This is a genomic window from Ekhidna sp. (genome assembly GCF_965212185.1).
GTDB lineage: Bacteria > Bacteroidota > Bacteroidia > Cytophagales > Cyclobacteriaceae > Ekhidna.
Window position 1 is genome coordinate 3,703,793 of the sequence record NZ_OZ243102.1, and the last position, 20,049, is coordinate 3,723,841.

Consider the following 20,049-nt stretch of genomic DNA (forward strand, 5'->3'; position numbering starts at 1 on the left):
CAAAATGGAATTTACGAGCATCAATCCCTACAACGGGGAGCAAGTAGGAAAATACACTTCACATACGAAAGAACAGACTCAAGCCATGCTTGAGAAGGCTCAAGCGGCGTTCGAAAGTTGGAGACATGTGCCCATAGCTGAAAGGGCTAAGCTCATGTCCAAAGCTGGTCAGGTACTCCGTGACAATGTAGAAGAATATGCCAAAATGATTACCCTGGAGATGGGCAAGCCCATTTCAGAATCAAGAGGCGAAGTGAACAAGTGTGCATGGGTATGTGATTATTATGCTGAAAACACTGCAGAATTTCTTGCTGATGAGACCATCAAAACAGATGCTCAAAAGAGCCTTGTGAAACACGAGCCCATTGGATGTGTATTCGCCGTGATGCCATGGAATTTTCCATTTTGGCAAGTGTTCCGATTTGCTGCTCCTACTTTAATGGCAGGAAATACAGGCATGTTGAAGCATGCGCCAAACGTCTTTGGATGCGCAGAACAAATAGCAGGAGTATTTAAAAAGGCTGGATTTCCTGAAGGTGTTTTTCAAAACTTAATCGTACATCATGATCAAACGGAAAACATCATTGCCCATGATGCCATAAAAGCAGTAACTCTAACAGGAAGTGAACGAGCAGGATCCGCTGTTGCAGCGCTTGCCGGGAAGTACCTCAAGAAATCCTTAATGGAGTTAGGTGGAAACAATGCCTTCATTGTGTGGGAAGATGCAGATATTGATAAAGCGGTAAAAACAGCCATCACCGCACGCATGATGAATTGTGGCCAAAGCTGCATTGCAGCAAAACGCTTCATTTTAGTAGGTAATGTGTATGATGAATTCGTTTCGAAATTTACCGAAGAGGTGAAAAAGTTGAATGCAGGAGACACCATGAACGAGGAAACGAAAATCGGCACACTAGCCAGAAAAGATCTGGCTGATCAACTGCAGGCGCAGGTCAAAAAATCCATTGAGGCCGGAGCTGAATTACTCGTTGGAGGGAACCAGAAGGAGTGCTTTCATGAACCAACTGTGCTAGGGAATGTGACCCCCGGAATGCCCGCCTTTGACGAAGAAACCTTTGGTCCATTGGCAGCTATGATCAAGGCAAAAGACATAGAAGAAGCATTTGCGCTTTCAGAGCAGTCGAAATATGGTCTGGGAGTAACAGTTTGCACAACCAATATTGAAAAAGCTTTGGCAATGTCAGACAAAGTGAGCGATGGAGCATACTTCATAAACGAGCTGGTAAAATCAGATCCACGTCTACCTTTTGGGGGCACTAAACGATCCGGTTATGGTCGGGAGCTAGCCAAGGACGGTATGATGGAGTTTATGAATCGGAAAACGATTTATGTGAAATGAGCTCCAATTTCAATCGGGTCTTAGGTAAATGGGACATTTTCACCCTTTCCTTTGGTGCGATGATCGGATGGGGCTGGGTCGTTCTTACAAGCGAATGGATTCTCAATGCGGGAGTAATAGGAGCTATATCCGCCTTCTTCATCGGTGGGCTGGTAGTTGCGCTCGTAGGCCTCACCTATTCTGAGCTTACTTCTGCAATGCCCAAAGTAGGTGGTGAACACGTTTTTAGCTTCCGTGGACTTGGTCTTAATGCCTCTTTTTTTTGCACCTGGTTTATCATTCTTGGTTATGTATCTGTTTGCGCATTTGAGGCCGTAGCTCTTCCGGTAGTAATGGGAAACATCATAGACCTTTCTCAAGGTGATCCGCTTTGGTCAATACGGAACAATCCCATATATCCGAACTGGATCGTTATAGGTGTGGTGGGAGCTGTGCTCATTGGAATAATCAATTTTTATGGGGTAAAGTCAGCAGCGTTTATTCAAACTGTCTTCACACTCTTTATACTTATCGCCGGTCTTATGTTGATCCTCGGCAGTTTGTTTTCACCAAACGTGCCTGCTACAACACATGAGGTGTGGGATATGGATAATATTTCCACTGGTTTATTGACAGTGCTGGTCATGACACCTTTTATGTTTGTTGGTTTTGATGTAATCCCACAAGCAGCTGAAGAAATCAATTTACCCTTTAAGCAAATTGGTAAGATCCTTATTCTTTCTGTTCTTCTCGCTGTTGGTTGGTACACAGCTATTATCTACAGTGTGGGAACGACACTTACCGCCGGTGAATTAGCGGGCAACACACTCGCTCCTGCTGAGGCTATGCAAAAAATTTATGCGGGTGAGTGGGCTAAAAAATTATTAATTCTGGCAGGTTTGGCAGGTATAATTACCAGTTGGAATAGCTTTTTTGTAGGCGCCACACGTGCCATCTATGCGATGGGACACTCCGGAATGCTACCGAAAGCATTTGCACGCTTACATCCAAAATTCAAATCCCCAGATACAGCTATCGTGTTCGTTACATGTACTTCCATACTGGCTACTTTTTTTGGAAAAGAAGCTATGGGGTGGTTAGTAAATGCTGGTGGTTTAGGGATTGTAATCTCCTGGAGTCTGGTAGCTCTTTCTTTTTATCAACTAAGAAAGAATGAACCACATATGACTCGACCATTTAAAGTAATCCTTGGAAAGTGGGTTGGAATGCTTGCCATACTATCCAGTTTAGTTCTTGTTTATTTATATCTACCCGGCAATGCTTCGGCACTGAATGCCATCGAATGGTCTATTGTATGCGGCTGGCTCTTTATTGGTTTGCTATTGTTTTTCTTAGCAAAGCGCATGTATGGAAGCGAGGGAATGAGAGATAAAATGAATGCACACTTGGAGTGAGAATGGCCTTGAAGAAGAATATTATACCCTGAAAAACAAAAAAGCCCTGACAACATTCGTTATCAGGGCTTTAGTACCTCGGGCGGGACTTGAACCCGCACGGGCGCAATGCCCACAGGATTTTAAGTCCTGCGTGTCTACCAATTCCACCACCGAGGCATGGTGTCCACAAAAAAATATGCCGCATCAAGTGCGGCATGACATTGTGTGTCCTTGAGCGGGAGACGGGATTCGAACCGCTGCGGCGGACCGTCCGCGACCCCAACCTTGGTCAAGGTTGATAGTTCAAATTGAAACAATCAGCCTTTTCCAAAATTTAACTCTTGAGCGGGAGACGGGATTCGAACCCGCGACCCCAACCTTGGCAAGGTTGTGCTCTACCAGCTGAGCTACTCTCGCTTATCCTACTTCCTTTGAAAAGGACTGCAAATTTATATTAAGCTATAATAATTGCAACTATATCATTAACAAAATTGCATCCGCTTGATAATATGACCAAAATCAAATTATTTGGAAAAAACATCAATAGATTTTACTAAAACATATTCAACAAATACAAATCCTTTCGATCAATGAGCACTTTAGAATCGATCAAACTCCTTCTTTGATCGAACTCCCAAATCCTGCAAAAAGTCACTAGTAATTTTGCGTAGAATAATAATGAGATTTTTCACAAGGAAAAGGAGGTCAATGGGTGGTCATCTTTGTAATGTCTGAAATAGACAACATTAATAACAACATTAAAATAAGAAAGACATGTTTAACGAAGAGATCGATATGACGCTAGAATGTGCGATTAAAATCAGAAAGCACCTAGTAAGAATTTTGGAAAAAAGAAGAGATGCTGAATTGGAATCTAAACTTCAGTACGTAAACTGTCTGATCATCCATGCTGACAATATGCAAAGCAATATGCTTGCAGTGGCATAGGCATCCAATTAAAAGGGGATTCAACTATCCCCAACTCAAAACAATGCGGTGATACCGAGATTTAATCTCATCCGTGTTACTAATTGAAGACCATTCAGATCAAAAAATAGTGGTACTTGTGTACCTAGAGTAGCACCCACCTTAGGCGATATCGGATAGGTGATTTGTGGTGCCAATGCGAGCCAATATCCTCCACTATTCGCATCCTCCAGATGATTGATATTGTTTTTCTCAGCAACGATTGTCCGAACTCCGACTGAATACCCAATAAACCGACTGAAAATAAATAGCTGATTTTGATAAGCTAAAAAGAGCTCATACTCATTGCCAAACTTAAAAACCCGATGAGCAGCCAATCCATCGGAATTTCCATTTTTTCTGTACCGAAGTAAGACATTAACTATTGAGTTAGGATTGTCAAAGGGTGAGCCTGAAACAGCTACAAAAAAAATCATGTCTGTAGAACCAGTTCCATTTTGAAGGGTAGGCGGCATGATTATTCCTTCACTTGTATTGGTTGTTTCGCCGGTTGGAACTTTTACTCCAATACCTAAAGAGTAGCGCCAACTTTGTGACAGGCTATCCGACATTTTTACAAATGATACCAGGTCACCAATACCTCGGGCCTGTAATCTTACTAATGAGGTTTCCTCTGTATTTATTTGATAGGGAAGTGAGAATCCAAGTGACCATCTTTGTGATAAGGAATATTCCATCTGGCTAGTAATAGAAAAAATGGCACGCTCGATGGTTTGGCTTCTGGATGTATTTGAGTTCAGACTGATATTGTCAATTACATTGTAATCTGTAAGAAGCTGAGCGCGTAAAGTACCTTTTTCCAGTTGCTGAGGGTTAATTAATTCTTGCGAAGTACTGGTTGCTGTACAACAAGTCTGAGCATATCCCATTGAACATAAGAAGAGAAATACGAGTGATTGTTGAAATCGCATTACTGAAAATCAGAAAATCTATAAACTCTGGCTGCACCATTAGAAATAATTCCATAGACTAGCTCTTTGTTTGGGACACGGTCATCGGAATATTTATTGTCAAATAGAAAGACCCCCTGATTTTCACGATAACTTCCGTAAGGATAAAAGGTGTAATCCCGGGCAAAACCTGTTTCCGTTGTTAGGTAGGCCACCTGCTTTTTTTCTGCAAATTCTAATAATCCTTCCCACGTCATTTCCTGGCTCTCAATACGTTCAAGTGTTTCATCCCTACGCTCCCCATTTACGCATTCAAGATAAATCTGAGACCATTTGCTATTTGTAGTTCCATCAGCCAGTATCAGGTTATTGTTGTAGAGTAACCCTGAGACGTTCCAATCAATGCCGTCATTATTTACAACAAAACTGGTTCCTGTTAATGGACAATAATTCACCATGTAGTCATCTTCAAAAACGATTTCATGCCAGTTTAATATGGCATGTGGAAATGCTTTGTAGCTATTCCCCTGCTTAAATAGAATTATTCGCTCATCTGCAGGAAAAACATTAGCAAGTTCCAAGGTGCCATTCAAAAATCTGTCAGCATCTGTGATGATTTTAAACTTGGGATTATCAATGGCCGGGATAGCCCCATCAGGTGCTCCTCGGATAATGAATTCCGGATCTACATTCCAATCTGTAAACGTTTCTCGCTGTAAGGTTGATAGCTGTGCTGGATCGTCAATGAGAGAAGGAAATGGATAAAATGCAGCAAAGGAAAACCAGAACCCAAAGAACCCATCTACCTTTTGAAGGTCTGAAACAGTCTCGCTATAAGATGATCCAAACACATCGTATTTGGTTCCAAATTCATCCGTCATGATATATGGTAAATCATCTAGAGGGGAGAAATCTCTCAGACTATCTCCATCCTTTGGTCGCTCAAAAACTGTAATAATGCCTGATTGACTATTTGCGTAAACAACCAAATCCTTTTCATCAAATGAGTCGTATAAAACCCCATTTGCCTCAACACTGAACTGGGAATCATTTATTGGAACGCTATCATCACTTCCACATGAACTGAGACTGATAGCACATAAAATGTAGAAAAATCGTTTCATTATTTAAGCTGACCATTCAATCCTCTCCATAAATGAACGAATTATTTCGCTAGAAGATAGTCTCAGGTGTGACAATCAGCTTGATTTGAGAATACTTTTTAGCTCATTGAGCTTTAATAATGCCTCCACCGGAGAGGTGGTATTCACATCAATTTTTCGAAGGATATCCAGCATTTGTTCCATGCGCGGGTCTGCTTCAAATAAATTCATCTGGAATTGTTGCGTAGGCAGTTCCTCTAACTTTTGACGATCTGAATCCGTCAGCTTCTCCTTCTCAAGGTGTTTCAATATCTCGTTCGCCCGGATCACAATCTCATTAGGCATACCAGCCATTTGAGCTACATGTATACCAAAGCTGTGCTCACTCCCTCCTTCAACCAGCTTTCTCATAAAAATCACCTTGTTGTCCAGTTCTTTAACAGAAACATTGAAATTCTTTACCCGAGGTAGATCTTTTGCCAGCTCATTCAATTCATGATAGTGCGTCGCAAAAAGCGTCTTGGCTTTGGCTTTTGGATGATTGTGCAAATGTTCCACAATGGACCAGGCAATGGAAATACCATCATAGGTACTCGTCCCTCGGCCAATCTCATCCATCAAGACTAGTGAACGATCACTCAGATTATTCAGAATACTTGCGGTCTCGGTCATTTCCACCATGAAAGTGGACTCACCCCTTGAAAGATTGTCTGAAGCACCAACTCTCGTGAAGACTTTATCCACCAGACCGATCTTGGCATAGCCTGCTGGCACAAATGATCCCATTTGAGCCATGAGAGTAATTAATGCTGTTTGCCTCAACAAAGCGGACTTACCAGCCATATTTGGTCCGGTGATAATCATCACTTGTTGGGACTCATTGTCCAGGTACAGATCATTGGCGATGTATTCATCTCCATCCGCCAGATTTCGCTCAATCACCGGGTGGCGACCTGCTTTGATGTCGATCAATTTTTCCTCAGAGATATTCGGGCGACAGTAACTATAAGATTGCGCTTGCTGAGCAAAGCAAGCCAAGCAATCAAGTTGCGCTACAACTTTTGCATTTTGCTGAATGGCATCAATGTACGAGTGCGCAAAGACCACTAGTTCGGCATACAGCCTGTGTTCCAGCACACCTATCTGAGATTCTGCGGTTAAAATCTTTTCCTCATATTGTTTGAGTTCTTCCGTGATGTATCGTTCTGCATTGACTAAGGTTTGCTTACGAATCCACTCTTCCGGCACTTTTTCTTTGTGTACATTGGATACTTCCAGGTAATAGCCAAAAACCTTGTTATAAGCGATCTTCAATGAGCTTATTCCTGTTCGCTCAATTTCCCGATCGCGGATACCGGAAAGGAAATCTTTGCCAGATGTTGAAATCGCTCGAAGTTCATCTAACTCAGCATTAATTCCTTCTTTGATGACTCCTCCTTGATGAAGCTGGAGTGGTGCATCATCATTGAGATCGCTGGTAAGTTTTTCGATCAGCTTTTCACATGGATTTAATAAATCATAAAAAGCATTGAGTGATTTGTGCTCAGTGATGAGGTCACGGATTGGGCCCAATTGAAGTAAACTTTTCTTTAGCTGTAGCAACTCCCGTGGATTCACTCTGCTGGTTGCCACTTTTCCTACCAGACGCTCCAGGTCTCCTATCTTTTCAAGATGTTCACGAAGCTCATCGTGTAGCTCATCATTCTGGGTGAGTGTTTCTACCACATCCAACCGTTGATCGATTTCAGCCTTGCTTTTAAGCGGTAGAACCAGCCACTTACGAAGTAACCGCCCGCCCATGGGTGTAAGCGTTTGATTAATGGTCTCAATCAACGAGATTCCATCCGGTTGAGCGGACTGGATCAGTTCGAGGTTTCGTATGGTGAAACGATCGAGCCAAACATATTTGTTTTCATCAATCCGTGAAATGGATTTAATGTGGTTCGTTTCTTTATGCTCGGTTTCATCCAGGTAGTATAGAATGGCTCCAGCCGCCAATATTCCTTCACTTAATTCCTCAATACCATATCCCTTCAGGTTAGGGACATTGAAGTGCGTAGTAAGCTTTTCGTATCCGTATTCCTTACTGAAAATCCATTCCTCCAATGCAAACGACGAAAAGTGATCTCCGTAATTGGCTCCATACCAATCCCGATTTGGTTTGGGGTAAATAATCTCTGAAGGCTGAAATCCGCGTATGAGTTTATCAACATAACCTTCAGTTCCGGACGAAACCATAAACTCCCCGGTAGATAAGTCAAGGAAGGAGACACCACATTTTTCTTTGCCGGGATATACGGAGGCAAGGAAATTATTCTTTCTCTGATCCAGTACATTGTCATTGAGTGAAAGGCCTGGGGTGACCAACTCAGTCACTCCACGTTTGACAATTCCCTTCACAGATTTTGGATCTTCCAACTGGTCACAGATGGCTACCCGATATCCTGCACGAACCAACTTTGGCAAGTAATTGTCCATCGCATGATGCGGAAAACCAGCCAATTCCATTTCTTTTTGCGAGCCATTGGCTCGCTTAGTTAACACAATATCAAGCGCTTTACTTGCTTTAACCGCATCTTCACCAAACGTCTCGTAGAAATCACCCACACGGAACAACAGCAACGCACCTGGGTACTTGCTTTTGATCTGATTGTATTGCTTCATCAGCGGGGTTTCCTTCGCTTTCGTTTTGGTGCCTGCCATGCAGATGGATCGGTTTAGTTTTGTGGTTTAGTTTGCAATATTAATGGTAATAATCCATGCGAAAAATTAAGAACGACGAGCTGGGCCGACTATCTCTAGAAGAATTTAAAGAAGCTGAAAAAACACCTACTGTTTTAGTGTTGGATGATGTACGTAGTGCCATGAATGTGGGATCTGCTTTTCGTACCTCTGACGCTTTTCGTATTGAAAAAATCTACTTATGTGGAATTACCGCCAAGCCCCCTCATCGTGAGATTAATAAAACGGCACTTGGTGCTCAAGATTCTGTAGAATGGAAGTACGCCGAGCATATTTCTGATTGCATTTCTGAACTGAAAAAAGGAGGGTATCAGATTGTGGCAGTGGAACAGGCAGATGAAAGCGTGTCATTGCTGGATTTTGAAATAAATAAGGAAGCTAAATATGCTTTTGTATTCGGTAATGAGGTATTTGGAGTGAATGACAAAGTAGTTGAGACGGCTGACACGGTTTTAGAAATTCCTCAATATGGAACCAAGCATTCACTGAATATCTCGGTAAGTATTGGCGTAGTGTTGTGGGATTTTGTGAGTAAACAAAAAAAGCTTCCTGAATAGGAAGCTTTAAGTTCTAACGCTGTTAGGGTTTACCCCTCTTCGTATTTAATCTCAAGGATACGTTCTTCGAACATACCAAGTGCGATTTTATCTTCACCTAACACATCGAATAGTTCGAGGGCTCTTCTGGCGATGTATTCCTCTTCGATTTGTTCCTGCACAAACCAACGCATGAATTCTTCTGTTGCAATGTCATTGTACTTTCTGCACTCTCCAACAATCTCATGAATCGCATCAGAAACAGCAATTTCATGCTCTAGTGCTTTTTCAAACACTTCTCTCAGCGTTCCAAAATCGTGCTGACTTTCCCCAACAGTAGGAGACACAGCATCACACTCCATATCACACAGGTAGTGAAAAAGTTTTAGCTGATGTTTACGCTCTTCCTCCGATTGGTTGAAGAAAAACTCAGCACTGTTATCATAGCCTCGCACATCACACCATGCTGCCATTGCCAAATAAGCTGCAGATGAATGTGCCTCCATTTTGATTTGACGATTGATGATATCTACGATCTCATCTTTGAGTACGTGATGTCTTCTTAAAATATCTTTCATAGTTATGATTCTGATTTAGCTCTTAAATAATAAACAGATCAGAAGTTGAATACGTTCTTACGTAAAATCTTCTGAACCGCGCTATTAAGTGCTAAGGTATCGAACGTTCCGTTTAGAAGCTCTCTAAATTCCAGTATCTCCCGGATGGACAAAACCAAAAAACGATCGCAATGAGGAAGGTGTACGACCTCAACATCCGGCGCAGCACTATCCAGCAATTCCACTATGTCAAATGACATGATCGTCTTACGGAATGCATACAAATCACACAGCTTAAACGGAATTTCTTCCTGATCAAACGTCAGCAAAAACGAATCTGTAAGCTCGCATTGGGCGATTTTAGCGCTTTTTGTTTTATAAATCTCTTCCTGCATTCTGGCACATTGCGTGTAAAGTTGGACATGACTTACAGTACTTTCCCTTTTTCTTCATATACTTAAAACAGCACTCCTTCTTTAATTTCTTTCCCTTCTTTTTCTTATTCTGAAGGTGCTCCTCATAGAGCTTAGAAACCGGAAGTTGTTGTAAAGGGATACTACTCATTCAATCCTTATTTAGATAGATTCTAAATAGAATACAAACGTAGTTCTGAAATCGAAAGGTTCCAAGCTTATTTAGAATTATTCTAAATGATTTTTGTCATGTTTCGACGAATCTTTTTCGGGCGCCCAACCGCACCATCCTAACGGCCACACCGGCGCTGGCAGGTGGGCCTCAAACCATCATAAAATTTTTGGTCAAGCTGATTTTATTTCATACTCTAATAGAAGTTCAGCGTGACTGTTAATTGGTTGTAAAATCCTGATTCCAGACAGAGGAGTCATTCGGTACAGTAATCTTTATGAAATCATGTCGGGTAGACTTATGACAGAGGTTGCAGGAGCTAATCATTAGCGAATAATTTTCAAGAAAAAGTACCTGATCTTTCTTTCGGATAGCTTCCTCGACTTTCTCAATTTTCGGTAGTAGCATCTCCTCTGAGAGATTGCTAATGTTGTAATCGTCATGAATTACATTTCCATCCACGAGCTTCTCTGTAACCTCCTCTAATTCATGGGTGTAAAAATCAGCCAACTCCCAGTTTTCATTGGTTCCAGCCAGCCAAAGCTTATTCGAAAATCGCTGATAGTATCCCATGGTCTCCAAAATGGGATATTCTTTCACTTCCTTTTCTCTGGCATTCGTTTGTGCGCATTGGAATGCAAGAATCATAGTCATTCCTAGCAGGAAAAAAACATTCATTTTTTTCATCAATTTCTAATCTAAATTTTTATCCCCAAGGAGACATAATAGCTTCTAATCGTCGCTGGAATGATTCCCGGTCCGGGATAGCTTTCTGCTCTCCTTGTAAAATACTTTTGATTCGTCAAATTGTTTACTCCGAAGGTAACTTTATAAGGATCCGGCGCATACTCCACCGAGATATCCATAACATGATAGTCGGGTATCAATCCTGTCAAAGCATTCGGATTGAAAGTAGAGTTGGTAGCGTCAGAGTACTGATCGCTCAAATATGAAAACTGGTAAGTAGCCTTCAGATCTCTCCACGAGTAATTTAATCCCAAACGAAGCATCATTTCCGGAACATATTCGACCTTACGACCCCTGATTGAAGCATCCTCTGATGCTGTGTATTCAGCGTTTATCAGCGACAGATTGGAAAAGATTGATAGGGCGGTTTTTTCACGTTCTTTCCCTACCATTTTTAGAATATCAAGTTCGGCAAAGGTTTCAATTCCAAAATGCCTAGAGTCTCCTACATTGGTTCTAAATAGCAACGTACTTCCGGAAGGTAGGACTACTCCAATACGATCATTGTACTTGAGGTAGAATATGCTTAAGTCTACATTCAGCCAGCTGATTAATTGACCCCTTATACCTAAATCAATATTGAAACCACTTTCATCCGATATGAGACTGTCCAATAAGAAATTGGGATTATTCAATCGTAAGTCACTGAAAGTGACAGACCGGAAATTATCGGAGTAATTCGCATACATGTTTAAATCATTCGTTAGGTAGTAGCTCAGACCTAATCCAAAGAGTGCACGCGACCGAACCACGGATTTATCATCTGAGAATGTGTTTTCTGTTATCACTTCTCCTGAAAAGTTTTTTACTGTTTGCTTCCAGGTACCCTTTGCATCCGTTTGAATGTGTTCAACCCTAATACCAGGAGTGATGCTAAATCTGTCAGTCACATTAAACACATTCTCCATAAAGAATGAGTAATTGGTACTTGGAAACTGATAATCAAAATCTTCCAGGTCCTCGGGGTTTAAAAATGTAAAATCAGCATCTGATGCATTGCTTGCATTCCCTTGCATTCGATCGGTCATGCCATTATAAAATCTAGCTCCAAATAGCAGCGCTGAGCGCTTTCCTAACACATCATAGTAGTGAAGCAGACGAGCCTCTGATCCAAAATTCTTGAAGGTATCGCTGATTAGCGTTCGATTACTATTCGGGTCATCAATTCGATCAATCTGCTCCAGATTCCCTAATGCATCTCTACCGGAGAATAGTCCAAAAGTGCGAATATTTAATTTCGTTCGATCTGAAAAACGGTAGTCTATCGTGTTTGCAAACAAATTCCAGGTTACCTGAAACCAGTTTCTATTTCTTCGAGATTTACTTAAATCTCCACTTGTAAAGTCATCATCTGTCAATCCACCCGGTTGCTGAGCTTTGTAATCAAGAAACGAATATTCAAAACCAAGCTTTAATTTATCTGTTGCTTGCAAACCAATTCTCGAGAATGCCAGATGCGAATCAAATCCTGAGTTCTCTCTCCAACCATCTCCAGTACGGTATTGATAGTAGCTGTAATAATCTGCCTTGCCAACTGTTCCTCCTGCACTGATAAAAGAGTTGTAAAGCCCAAATGAACCAGCTGCTTGCTCCACATTCAGTTGAATAGGTACGTCAGGCGCTTGTTTTAGTCTGAAATTCAGCATGCCGCCGAACTGGGTTCCATATTGTAAAGAAGCCGCTCCACGTACAATTTCAATCCGATCTACTGCTTGCATTGCCGGCATATAGTAGCTCTCAGGATAACCCAACGCATCGGCACTCATATCATAACCATTCTGGCGTGTGTTGAAATTTGCCGTACGGCTAGGTCCTAGGCCTCTGGCGGCTATATCCAGCTGCAACCCGGCAAAGTCACTTTCCCAGATATTTAATCCAGGCACTTTCGCGAAAACCTGTCTTGCATTATTGGATACTTTGTTGGCCGCAAAGTCATCCATGACAATTAGCTCATTCTTTTTTGCCTCGTAAATACCAAATCCATCAACAGCCCGTAACCTGGAAATTCCGTTCGTTTTTTGACGCTGACTTACGATCTCAACCTCCTCCAAATCTTCTGAGAACTCTGAAAGTACAAATTGAATTTCTGTATCTGACCGTAGGTCTAGCTGCTGAGCTCCCGCATTACTACCCATGCTGAATACTTCAAGAATATGCAACCCTTCGGGCAATTCTAGCTGAAAATACCCTTTACCATTGGTATTTGATTTCACATTAAGCTCCTCAACAAATACAGTAGCATTTTCAATTGGATCTCCTGTTGTAGTCAACACTTTCCCATACGCACGATACGTTTGTGCGCTAACCTGGCCCACAAAAATTATCAGTGTCGTTATGTATAAAATCCTCTTCATCGGTTCATTGATGCGTTATAAGGTTTTACCCATGTTTTCTTTCGCCAGCCATCCTCTATTTGTGTGAGATCAATATTAGAATCGATAAGTTGTTGAGCAGGACCGGCATTTAATGTCACATAAGCTTCAACTCTGACTTGAGGATCAGTCATGCCTTTTGAAAGAAAGTGTTGCTCCAGATAGTGTGCAAACTGCAAAATCAAATCAGGCTGCATGGACATCTGCTTTTCCTGATGCATGTTTAAAAATTGGCTGTTGATCACCGACCCTTCCCTTCCATCAGGTCCGTCTTTTACATAAAATGTGGCAGTACCAGCCTTCTCCATTAGCATCACTCGCCACGCAAAGCGATAGCCCTCCTCAGTCCAGAAAACCTTGCCGCTATACAGTAAATATCTCCATGGAAATAGCACCTGAAATGTGAAGAACATGAGAAGAAAAAAGTAAAATACGGTAGAAGGTGATTGAATTTTGCTGACTTCTCGCTCATCATCACAATCAGTGACAAAAAGTGGTTGGCCTCCTATCAGAACACTGAGCTTATTCAGCAACCTTTCATGAAAAGAAGCTGAGAAAAAGATCGTAACCGCAAAAATCATGACCACCGGAAAAATGCCAATTTGAAAAAGGATACCAGTGACGGTATGGAAAAACACCACTGCAGCGTAGGATAACCATCTGGTCTTTTTCCACATGAGCCCAAACACAATAAAAGTGTCGAAAAGCATTCCCAGCCAGCTAAATATATAAGCCGTGGCTTTGAATTTAAATATCCATCCAATTACAGGAATGCTTGTTTTTGCAGGTAACCAGATAGAAAGAGGAAGGGCTTTAATCAACCAATCGTAATTGATTTTGGCCAATCCGGCGTAGATATAAACAATGGCGATTTGAAGCTTAAAAACACCAACCGTCCACAAGCTTGCCGTGTAGCTTTTGATATGTGGTTTACGTTTTGCGTCTACCGAAAAAAGACTGTTTGCTGGCACAAAAATTAACAGGAACGAGACAATGCTTACAAAGTAATAGTGGTTGAGGTAGTAAGTGATATCGATCAACTCCACATAGGAGAAGCACATAAAAAACAAGGCAGTGGCCAATCGGTAAAAAGCTCCAAGTGTGATAGCAACGGCACTCACTGTCATCAAGACAAAGACAAGATACATCCATTGTCCGGGCAGTGGATTTACCCAATCGAAACCATAATAACTAAAATGCAAAGAAGGATTAATCAGCTGCGTATCCACCCAGCCCATTGCCATGTAGCGAATGGTGCTGAACAGCATCAGCAATCCGAAGGCTATCCTAAAAACGACTAAAGGAGCAATCGAAATCGGTTGCTCCAGGTAGTTAATAATGGATCGATATGATAGTACATAACTCAATCGCCATCTCCCGAATTAAAGGTGATACTTATGCCCAATAAAGAACTCATGGAACTTTTAAAATTGGGGGTATTGACTTGCAGCAAGTCCCTGAGCGTTAACACCTCTTGTGCCTCCACATTAGCAGATAATTCCCCTTCCGGCAAGTTTTCAATCGCTTCTTCAATTGCCGTAATCGCAGTTTTTGTCTGAGAGGTTAGCTCCGGTCCTCCCACAACTTCATTCAAATACTCTTCAAAGCCAATCAGGTCTTCATTATCTCTGGAGAGGCCAAACCATATGTTTTTTGAGCTTTCAAAATGTGCTTCTATCAAGTCGGTCGAAATTCCACTATAATAGGCCTCTACCAAAGTAGGATCGGCACTTGATTGTCCGGCTGTCAACCCGGCTGGAAGCTCTACCTTAAAGTTTTTGAGGTTTTCATAATCTTTCACAAAGTCATTGTAAAGCAATGAAATAGAACTCCCGGCAGAGGTGCCTTCACTGGAAATAAATTCTTCGCGATAGGTGCTTTTCCATTCTGACGTAATGATGACGAAAGTTGATTGCAACTCATCTACAATTAGCTTCAGATAAGCTTTTCTATTACTATCAAATCCTGAAATGATTTCTTCATCCGATACGCCATCACCGTAGATTAAATACTCAACGGCAAAAAATCCCCTTACATCTCTATCAAAGCTGGCTGCCAGATTGAAGTTTGGATCTTCGATATTTGATTCTACTTGAGTTTCGTCTACAGGGAAAACACCAAGCACAGTGGCAAACGGACCTAGTGGCAAGCTGCCAGGTCCAAAACCAAACGCAGAGCAATGCTGGTAATTAGTAACCGCTTCTACCCAGGATGCTCTCAGAGTAATTAAATTCTCTTGTGTGGTCGTCTCGTTAAAATTTGAAACTGCTATTGAAAGGTCATCAACACTCGCTTGCAGTTGTTCGAAATTTGGAATAATTAACCCATCAGCAAGACTGGTTAGCATTGCTCCTCTATCAAAGCTCACATCTTCAATAGGTTCATCATCACCACAAGATGTTACACTTACTAATGTAAGAATCACTGGAAAAAATAATATCCGAATCAAATACCTACTTCTCATTTTTTTTCCGTCTGTTTTTTTTAGTCCAAAAAGCCCTGTAAAACTTACAGGGCTTTGATTCAATTTTTTTTATGATGGATCATTCACAAAAAAGCTTGTGACTTCCTCATCAGTGAAACCATAAATATTTTGAATATCCTCGATTACCTGATCGAAGTTTGCCAATAATGTGGCATCATTCAGAAACTTATAACTCTCAGGTGTCTCTCCTGCTGGAGCCAACAGTAATTTCAAAATAGCGTCAATCTGTGCATCGGTAATCTGCTTATCCGCTACTCCTCTAAATCCATGTGCAAAAGCAACTCCTTCAGCATATGCATGCATCGCGTTTCCTTTCTCTTCATCTGTTGATGCGGTTTGTAAAAGCGTCTTACTAGCGTTGCAATAAAAAATTACGGTCGCAAAATTTGATTTTTCCCAGTTCAGTTTGAAATCCGCAAGTGCTTGATCTCTCTCTGAATTAAATGTATCACCGGCCTCTATTGCAGCTTTTGCAGTAATCAGGTTCTTCTTTATCTCATAAAAGAATCCCTCACCGGTTGTATGGTTTGATCTTCGCTTCGCATACTTAGAAGCGAAACTTGTTTCATCCACATTGAATGTCGGATCGGTTCCGAATATCTCAACCAATTGATCAATTGAAGCACTCGATAATTCTCCATCAATTACAGTTAATGCATGATTGTAAAGTGCAGCTCCATAAGAACCCTTCACTACCATTTGTTCAAGCTCCAAGCCATATTCGTCTAGAAGTCTGGTTCCTAAAAGACCTCCCTCTTCTTCCTCAGCCGGTGCGCCTGTTCCAGGGTTCTGAAATGTGTCGTCATCATTTGCAGCGCTGACAAGCTCTGGTAGCCACGATGATACTTTGGACTGATAGCTTGAAATAGTAACAGATGAAAGGCTTGTCGGGTAATTGATTGCGGAAACTGCCCTTGATTGAGCGTTGGTCTCAGCATCATTCACCGCATCAGTTAACTCTGCTAATTCAATAATAACCGTATTTTCTGCAGTTACATTCGCATCATAGTTTGCTGATACATATTCACTTGGGATGGATAATTGAGGGGTAGGATCGTCGCTATCTCCACAGCTGGTTGTGCCTATAACGATACCTAAGATCGTAAGTATGAATAGTTTGTTTCTCATTGTGTATTTAAGTTTTGCAAAAATATGTTTGAATTGTTTGTTTAGAATCATTCTAAACAATGCAAAATTGAATTTGACACACTAATCATACAATCGCTATCGATGGGGAAATTTCTTATCACTAGAAGTAGTGATAATAATAGCTAGTGCTAGTGACTCACTATTTTTGAAGGATATTTAAACTTGAAAAATAGCGAAAGATTATTCGCTTACTTTCTTCACTTTTTGATGACCAGTAATCGCATCGATCATTTTGACGTAACTAACCTTGTTACCTGACTCTTTAGAAACATAGAAAAACTGGAGACCTTCAAGCTCAACCATACATTGTCCTAGTTCATAACGATGGGACATTACTTCGTCTCCTTCCCGTATAAGATTACCATCTATATCTAATAATTGAGGGGGAGTCTTTTCTTTTGGTTTCTTCCTGAATATGCTGAGCATTCGTGAATCAAATTTGGAGAATGCAATACTAACAAAAGATGAAATACGCTATTACCTAATAATTAAAATCTAGCCTAATTAAACGTTTCCAACTACCTGCATTGTCTCAAGCGATGGGTTTTCACTTCCTCCACGAGGCTCTATAGTTACTGCGAAGGCTGCAGCATTTGGGCCTATATTTTTCATTTGAACAAGGAAACGATCATTGGCTGGATCAAACACCCCAGCGTCCACTGGTTTTCCATCAATAATGGCCCATAATTGATATTGCTGATCTTGAGAAAGTGCCTTAAGGTTTTGAATGCTGAGATATACATCCTCAGACGCTTCATTCCAATAGACCGTGGCTTGCGCATCTGGGGAATTATCTGTGCCATTCATGACCACTCTTTTATAAGAAGAGCTATTCATAATTGCTACTGCGCTTTGAATATCATCTAATTGCTGATTTACCTGGTTATAATTATCCGCAAACTGCTGATTTTGTGCGATCAAATCTGAAAGCTGTTCTTCAGCAGAGCGCCATTTGTTCCAATAATTAAAAGCCATGAATGCTGAGCCCAAAGCAATTAAAACGGAAGCTGCAGCTGCATATCTCCATACACTTGCGCTTTGCTGATTACCCATCGGAATTACTGGCACTTCTTGTTCTCCACCCATATTATTGGTCTTGGTCTCGGTCTCAACCTGAGACATAAGGTTTTCCTTTATTCCTGGGGGAGGTTTTGCGGCTGTTGCTAATGCAAGTGACTCCATAGAAAGTTCGATCAGCTCAAGCTCTACTTTTAACTCAGGATACTCAGTAATTGCCTTCTCAACTTCTTTGCTTTCAGCAGATGAAAGCTGATCCATCACATAAGCTTCAAGTATGCCTGACGATATGTATTCTTCTATGTTCACTCTACTTGCAAAACTTTTCTCATATTCTTTAATCCCATCCTCAGGCGTGTTTTTACTGTGCCGAGAGGAATATCAAATTCATCCGAAATCTCTGATTGGGTATAGCCTTTAAAATACACCATCTCCAAAATGAAACGTTCTTCATTTCGGAGGGAGGTAAGCGTTTCTTTTAGACCAATGCTATCTACTTGCATATGGTTTAGTTTGTCACGCTCAATACCAGCTACGTAAGTTTCTATGTTGTCGGTTTTCCCGAACTTCTTCATTTCTTTTGATCGGAGTTTATCGATGGCAAGATTTCGACTGATATTCACCATCCAGGTGAAGAGTCGACCCTTAGATGGATCGTAATGTTCAATCTTATCCCAAAATTTCATGAAAGCATCTTGTAGTACTTCAGATGCTACATCCTGATTATTGATGATTCTAGAAATTGCACCATAAATCGCAGCAGAATAGTTATCATACAGATAACTAAACGCTTCAGGTTGTTTGGCCCTTAATTGAGCGACCAGTTGGTCTTGATTGATTTGTTGGCTTTGGATCACTAACTATCTAAACCTTCTAAATAGAACTTTTAAAAATTCCTTCACTTCGTCAGATTGCATATCCCATTCGTTTTGTTTAGCATAACCCTGAACAAGAAACTCCACTGACTCATCAAAGCTGTCATATTCTTCCAATTCAATCAGTGCTCTTTCAAAATCATCCCTATCGTTTACAAAAAGTTCTTTTATAAACATATATCGATGATTGAGGGATATCAGACTTAGTAAGCTTCCTTCTTTTGGCGCTTTTTCATGATGCTCTGCCAGGCTTTCTTCTTCCTTTTCAAATTGCTTGTTGATAGTCTCCTCCGGAAAATCATCCTCTTTTTCCTCATCCTCGAGCATCACTGGAGTTCGTATCTGCTTTATCGGTTCTTCTTCTGGTTCATCTTCCGAAGTATCCTTTTCTTCTTCTTCAGCAGATGCTTCAATGGCTTCTTCTTTTTCATTGACAATTTCCTTTTCTCCTTCAGATTCAATCGGAGCTCGATCATCTTCAATGTCTTCTTCTGCCATGGCATCATCTTCAACACTTACTTCCACCCCTTCACTTTCCTGGTGAACTTCCGCAGATGCTTTCTTTACTGTTGGTTTTACATCAACAAGGTCTTCTTCGCCAGGTTCAAAAAGGTCATCTTCATCAAAATCATCCATATCAGGATCATCAGAAAAGACCTTATCAATATTGATTTCAAGAACCTTAGACAGTAATTCACATTCTGCTTTTACCGCATCGGTCGTATCAAAATCATCAAATTCTTCAGGGAGCTCATCAATTACATCATCAATCGTGAGACCTTTCATATCAGATAGGAAATTCTGTATTTCCTTTTTATGAATCTTCAGATACTTAACAGTTCCCTCGACAGATTTCTCCTTGATCAGCTCAACCCCACGACTATCTAAATCTATCTCCACATATGCCTGAGGCATAGCAGCTAAGTAAATAGTATCTTTTACTGCATGATTCAGTAAAGTCTCAAATTTTTCTTTGTGTATTTCGATATGTTGAGATAGCACATTCATAAACTGAATCATTGCCTGACGCACCTCATCATGTTTATAATTAAAAAATGGGCTTTCAAGTTTTTTTGTTTCTTCCTGCCAATACCTAAACAGCAGTTTGATCACAAAGAAATTGACCTGTTTGGAGGGAGTTACTTTCAGTATTTCCTTTCCGGTGATTACATCTTTGCCACGGTGAAAAAAATCTGCAGTCACTTTGGATGCAAATTTCTCGCAATAGCCGTCTATAAAGTCTTCGTTTAGTTTCTTTTGCATTCTTT

Annotated in this window: 19 protein-coding genes and 2 tRNA genes; 4 read left to right on the plus strand and 17 right to left on the minus strand. The window is 41.0% G+C overall.

The features are described from left to right. Positions 1-4: 4 nt before the first annotated feature. Both ACOMC3_RS16185 and ACOMC3_RS16190 read left to right on the plus strand, forming a co-directional pair. Positions 5-1,360 carry an NAD-dependent succinate-semialdehyde dehydrogenase gene (locus tag ACOMC3_RS16185; protein ID WP_420316928.1) on the plus strand — a complete coding sequence of 452 codons (1,356 nt, stop codon included), beginning with the start codon at positions 5-7 and terminating at the stop codon, positions 1,358-1,360. Then, the gene (locus ACOMC3_RS16190) at positions 1,357-2,754 is read left to right on the plus strand and encodes an APC family permease (protein WP_420316929.1); all 1,398 of its coding nucleotides are present in this window, start codon (positions 1,357-1,359) and stop codon (positions 2,752-2,754) included. The genes ACOMC3_RS16185 and ACOMC3_RS16190 overlap by 4 nt, the downstream gene beginning before the upstream one ends. A gap of 74 nt (positions 2,755-2,828) precedes the next feature. Here ACOMC3_RS16190 and ACOMC3_RS16195 read toward each other — a convergent pair. Continuing rightward, positions 2,829-2,913, minus strand: a tRNA-Leu gene (locus ACOMC3_RS16195). Between the two features lie 167 nt (positions 2,914-3,080). Then, positions 3,081-3,153: transfer RNA gene (locus ACOMC3_RS16200), tRNA-Gly, on the minus strand. 357 nt (positions 3,154-3,510) lie between these two features. Between ACOMC3_RS16200 and ACOMC3_RS16205 the strand changes: the two genes are divergently transcribed. After that, positions 3,511-3,684 (plus strand): hypothetical protein, encoded by a 174-nt coding sequence (locus ACOMC3_RS16205; RefSeq protein ID WP_420316930.1) that lies wholly within the window; start codon positions 3,511-3,513, stop codon positions 3,682-3,684. Between the two features lie 35 nt (positions 3,685-3,719). Here ACOMC3_RS16205 and ACOMC3_RS16210 read toward each other — a convergent pair whose 3' ends face one another. The 3 genes from ACOMC3_RS16210 to mutS all read right to left on the minus strand — a co-directional run bounded on the left by ACOMC3_RS16210 (position 3,720) and on the right by mutS (position 8,419). After that, positions 3,720-4,634 carry a hypothetical protein gene (locus ACOMC3_RS16210; protein WP_420316931.1) on the minus strand — a complete coding sequence of 305 codons (915 nt, stop codon included), beginning with the start codon at positions 4,632-4,634 and terminating at the stop codon, positions 3,720-3,722. Beyond that, positions 4,634-5,737, minus strand: a complete 1,104-nt coding sequence (locus ACOMC3_RS16215; protein ID WP_420316932.1) for a DUF3179 domain-containing (seleno)protein — start codon at positions 5,735-5,737, stop codon at positions 4,634-4,636. Before ACOMC3_RS16215 ends, ACOMC3_RS16210 begins: the two co-directional genes overlap by 1 nt. A gap of 75 nt (positions 5,738-5,812) precedes the next feature. Beyond that, positions 5,813-8,419 (minus strand): DNA mismatch repair protein MutS, encoded by a 2,607-nt coding sequence (gene mutS, locus ACOMC3_RS16220; RefSeq protein ID WP_420316933.1) that lies wholly within the window; start codon positions 8,417-8,419, stop codon positions 5,813-5,815. A gap of 56 nt (positions 8,420-8,475) precedes the next feature. Here mutS and ACOMC3_RS16225 point away from each other — a divergent pair, with 56 nt between their 5' ends. Beyond that, positions 8,476-9,015: an RNA methyltransferase gene (locus ACOMC3_RS16225; RefSeq protein WP_420316934.1), complete on the plus strand. Its 540-nt coding sequence runs from the start codon at positions 8,476-8,478 to the stop codon at positions 9,013-9,015. Between the two features lie 29 nt (positions 9,016-9,044). On the opposite strand, the gene ACOMC3_RS16230 is transcribed toward ACOMC3_RS16225, so the two are convergent. From ACOMC3_RS16230 to ACOMC3_RS16285, 12 genes are all read right to left on the minus strand, one after another. Beyond that, the gene (locus ACOMC3_RS16230; RefSeq protein ID WP_420316935.1) at positions 9,045-9,572 is read right to left on the minus strand and encodes a ferritin; all 528 of its coding nucleotides are present in this window, start codon (positions 9,570-9,572) and stop codon (positions 9,045-9,047) included. Positions 9,573-9,610: 38 nt separating this feature from the next. Next, a complete protein-coding gene (locus ACOMC3_RS16235; protein ID WP_420316936.1) occupies positions 9,611-9,946 on the minus strand; it encodes a hypothetical protein in 336 nt (111 codons plus the stop codon). Further along, positions 9,927-10,115, minus strand: a complete 189-nt coding sequence (locus tag ACOMC3_RS16240) for a hypothetical protein (protein WP_420316937.1) — start codon at positions 10,113-10,115, stop codon at positions 9,927-9,929. The genes ACOMC3_RS16235 and ACOMC3_RS16240 overlap by 20 nt, the downstream gene beginning before the upstream one ends. Positions 10,116-10,355: 240 nt before the next feature. Further along, complete coding sequence (locus ACOMC3_RS16245) at positions 10,356-10,823, minus strand: hypothetical protein (RefSeq protein ID WP_420316938.1); 468 nt, start codon at positions 10,821-10,823, stop codon at positions 10,356-10,358. Positions 10,824-10,834: 11 nt separating this feature from the next. Beyond that, positions 10,835-13,237, minus strand: a complete 2,403-nt coding sequence (locus ACOMC3_RS16250; RefSeq protein ID WP_420316939.1) for a TonB-dependent receptor domain-containing protein — start codon at positions 13,235-13,237, stop codon at positions 10,835-10,837. Continuing rightward, positions 13,234-14,622, minus strand: coding sequence for an HTTM domain-containing protein (locus ACOMC3_RS16255; protein ID WP_420316940.1), 1,389 nt, complete (start codon positions 14,620-14,622; stop codon positions 13,234-13,236). The genes ACOMC3_RS16250 and ACOMC3_RS16255 overlap by 4 nt, the downstream gene beginning before the upstream one ends. Next, on the minus strand, positions 14,619-15,719 hold the full coding sequence (locus tag ACOMC3_RS16260; protein ID WP_420316941.1) for an imelysin family protein: 1,101 nt from the start codon (positions 15,717-15,719) through the stop codon (positions 14,619-14,621). Before ACOMC3_RS16260 ends, ACOMC3_RS16255 begins: the two co-directional genes overlap by 4 nt. 69 nt (positions 15,720-15,788) lie before the next feature. Next, positions 15,789-16,868 carry a hypothetical protein gene (locus tag ACOMC3_RS16265; RefSeq protein WP_420316942.1) on the minus strand — a complete coding sequence of 360 codons (1,080 nt, stop codon included), beginning with the start codon at positions 16,866-16,868 and terminating at the stop codon, positions 15,789-15,791. A gap of 201 nt (positions 16,869-17,069) precedes the next feature. After that, positions 17,070-17,315, minus strand: a complete 246-nt coding sequence (locus ACOMC3_RS16270) for a hypothetical protein (RefSeq protein ID WP_420316943.1) — start codon at positions 17,313-17,315, stop codon at positions 17,070-17,072. Positions 17,316-17,393: 78 nt separating this feature from the next. Further along, entirely contained in the window at positions 17,394-18,215 is an 822-nt protein-coding gene (locus ACOMC3_RS16275; protein ID WP_420316944.1) for an anti-sigma factor, read from the minus strand. Further along, on the minus strand, positions 18,212-18,763 hold the full coding sequence (locus ACOMC3_RS16280) for an RNA polymerase sigma factor (RefSeq protein WP_420316945.1): 552 nt from the start codon (positions 18,761-18,763) through the stop codon (positions 18,212-18,214). The genes ACOMC3_RS16275 and ACOMC3_RS16280 overlap by 4 nt, the downstream gene beginning before the upstream one ends. A 3-nt stretch (positions 18,764-18,766) precedes the next feature. Beyond that, positions 18,767-20,044 carry a hypothetical protein gene (locus ACOMC3_RS16285; RefSeq protein WP_420316946.1) on the minus strand — a complete coding sequence of 426 codons (1,278 nt, stop codon included), beginning with the start codon at positions 20,042-20,044 and terminating at the stop codon, positions 18,767-18,769. Between the last annotated feature and the right edge of the window lie 5 nt (positions 20,045-20,049).

Coding starts and splice junctions, on each gene's coding strand:
- ACOMC3_RS16185 (WP_420316928.1), top strand. CDS start 5: ATGGAATTTACGAGCATCAATCCCTACAACGGGGAGCAAGTAGGAAAA.
- ACOMC3_RS16190 (WP_420316929.1), top strand. CDS start 1,357: ATGAGCTCCAATTTCAATCGGGTCTTAGGTAAATGGGACATTTTCACC.
- ACOMC3_RS16205 (WP_420316930.1), top strand. CDS start 3,511: ATGTTTAACGAAGAGATCGATATGACGCTAGAATGTGCGATTAAAATC.
- ACOMC3_RS16210 (WP_420316931.1), bottom strand. CDS start 4,634: ATGCGATTTCAACAATCACTCGTATTTCTCTTCTTATGTTCAATGGGA.
- ACOMC3_RS16215 (WP_420316932.1), bottom strand. CDS start 5,737: ATGAAACGATTTTTCTACATTTTATGTGCTATCAGTCTCAGTTCATGT.
- mutS (WP_420316933.1), bottom strand. CDS start 8,419: ATGGCAGGCACCAAAACGAAAGCGAAGGAAACCCCGCTGATGAAGCAA.
- ACOMC3_RS16225 (WP_420316934.1), top strand. CDS start 8,476: ATGCGAAAAATTAAGAACGACGAGCTGGGCCGACTATCTCTAGAAGAA.
- ACOMC3_RS16230 (WP_420316935.1), bottom strand. CDS start 9,572: ATGAAAGATATTTTAAGAAGACATCACGTACTCAAAGATGAGATCGTA.
- ACOMC3_RS16235 (WP_420316936.1), bottom strand. CDS start 9,946: ATGCAGGAAGAGATTTATAAAACAAAAAGCGCTAAAATCGCCCAATGC.
- ACOMC3_RS16240 (WP_420316937.1), bottom strand. CDS start 10,115: ATGAGTAGTATCCCTTTACAACAACTTCCGGTTTCTAAGCTCTATGAG.
- ACOMC3_RS16245 (WP_420316938.1), bottom strand. CDS start 10,823: ATGAAAAAAATGAATGTTTTTTTCCTGCTAGGAATGACTATGATTCTT.
- ACOMC3_RS16250 (WP_420316939.1), bottom strand. CDS start 13,237: ATGAAGAGGATTTTATACATAACGACACTGATAATTTTTGTGGGCCAG.
- ACOMC3_RS16260 (WP_420316941.1), bottom strand. CDS start 15,719: ATGAGAAGTAGGTATTTGATTCGGATATTATTTTTTCCAGTGATTCTT.
- ACOMC3_RS16265 (WP_420316942.1), bottom strand. CDS start 16,868: ATGAGAAACAAACTATTCATACTTACGATCTTAGGTATCGTTATAGGC.
- ACOMC3_RS16270 (WP_420316943.1), bottom strand. CDS start 17,315: ATGCTCAGCATATTCAGGAAGAAACCAAAAGAAAAGACTCCCCCTCAA.
- ACOMC3_RS16285 (WP_420316946.1), bottom strand. CDS start 20,044: ATGCAAAAGAAACTAAACGAAGACTTTATAGACGGCTATTGCGAGAAA.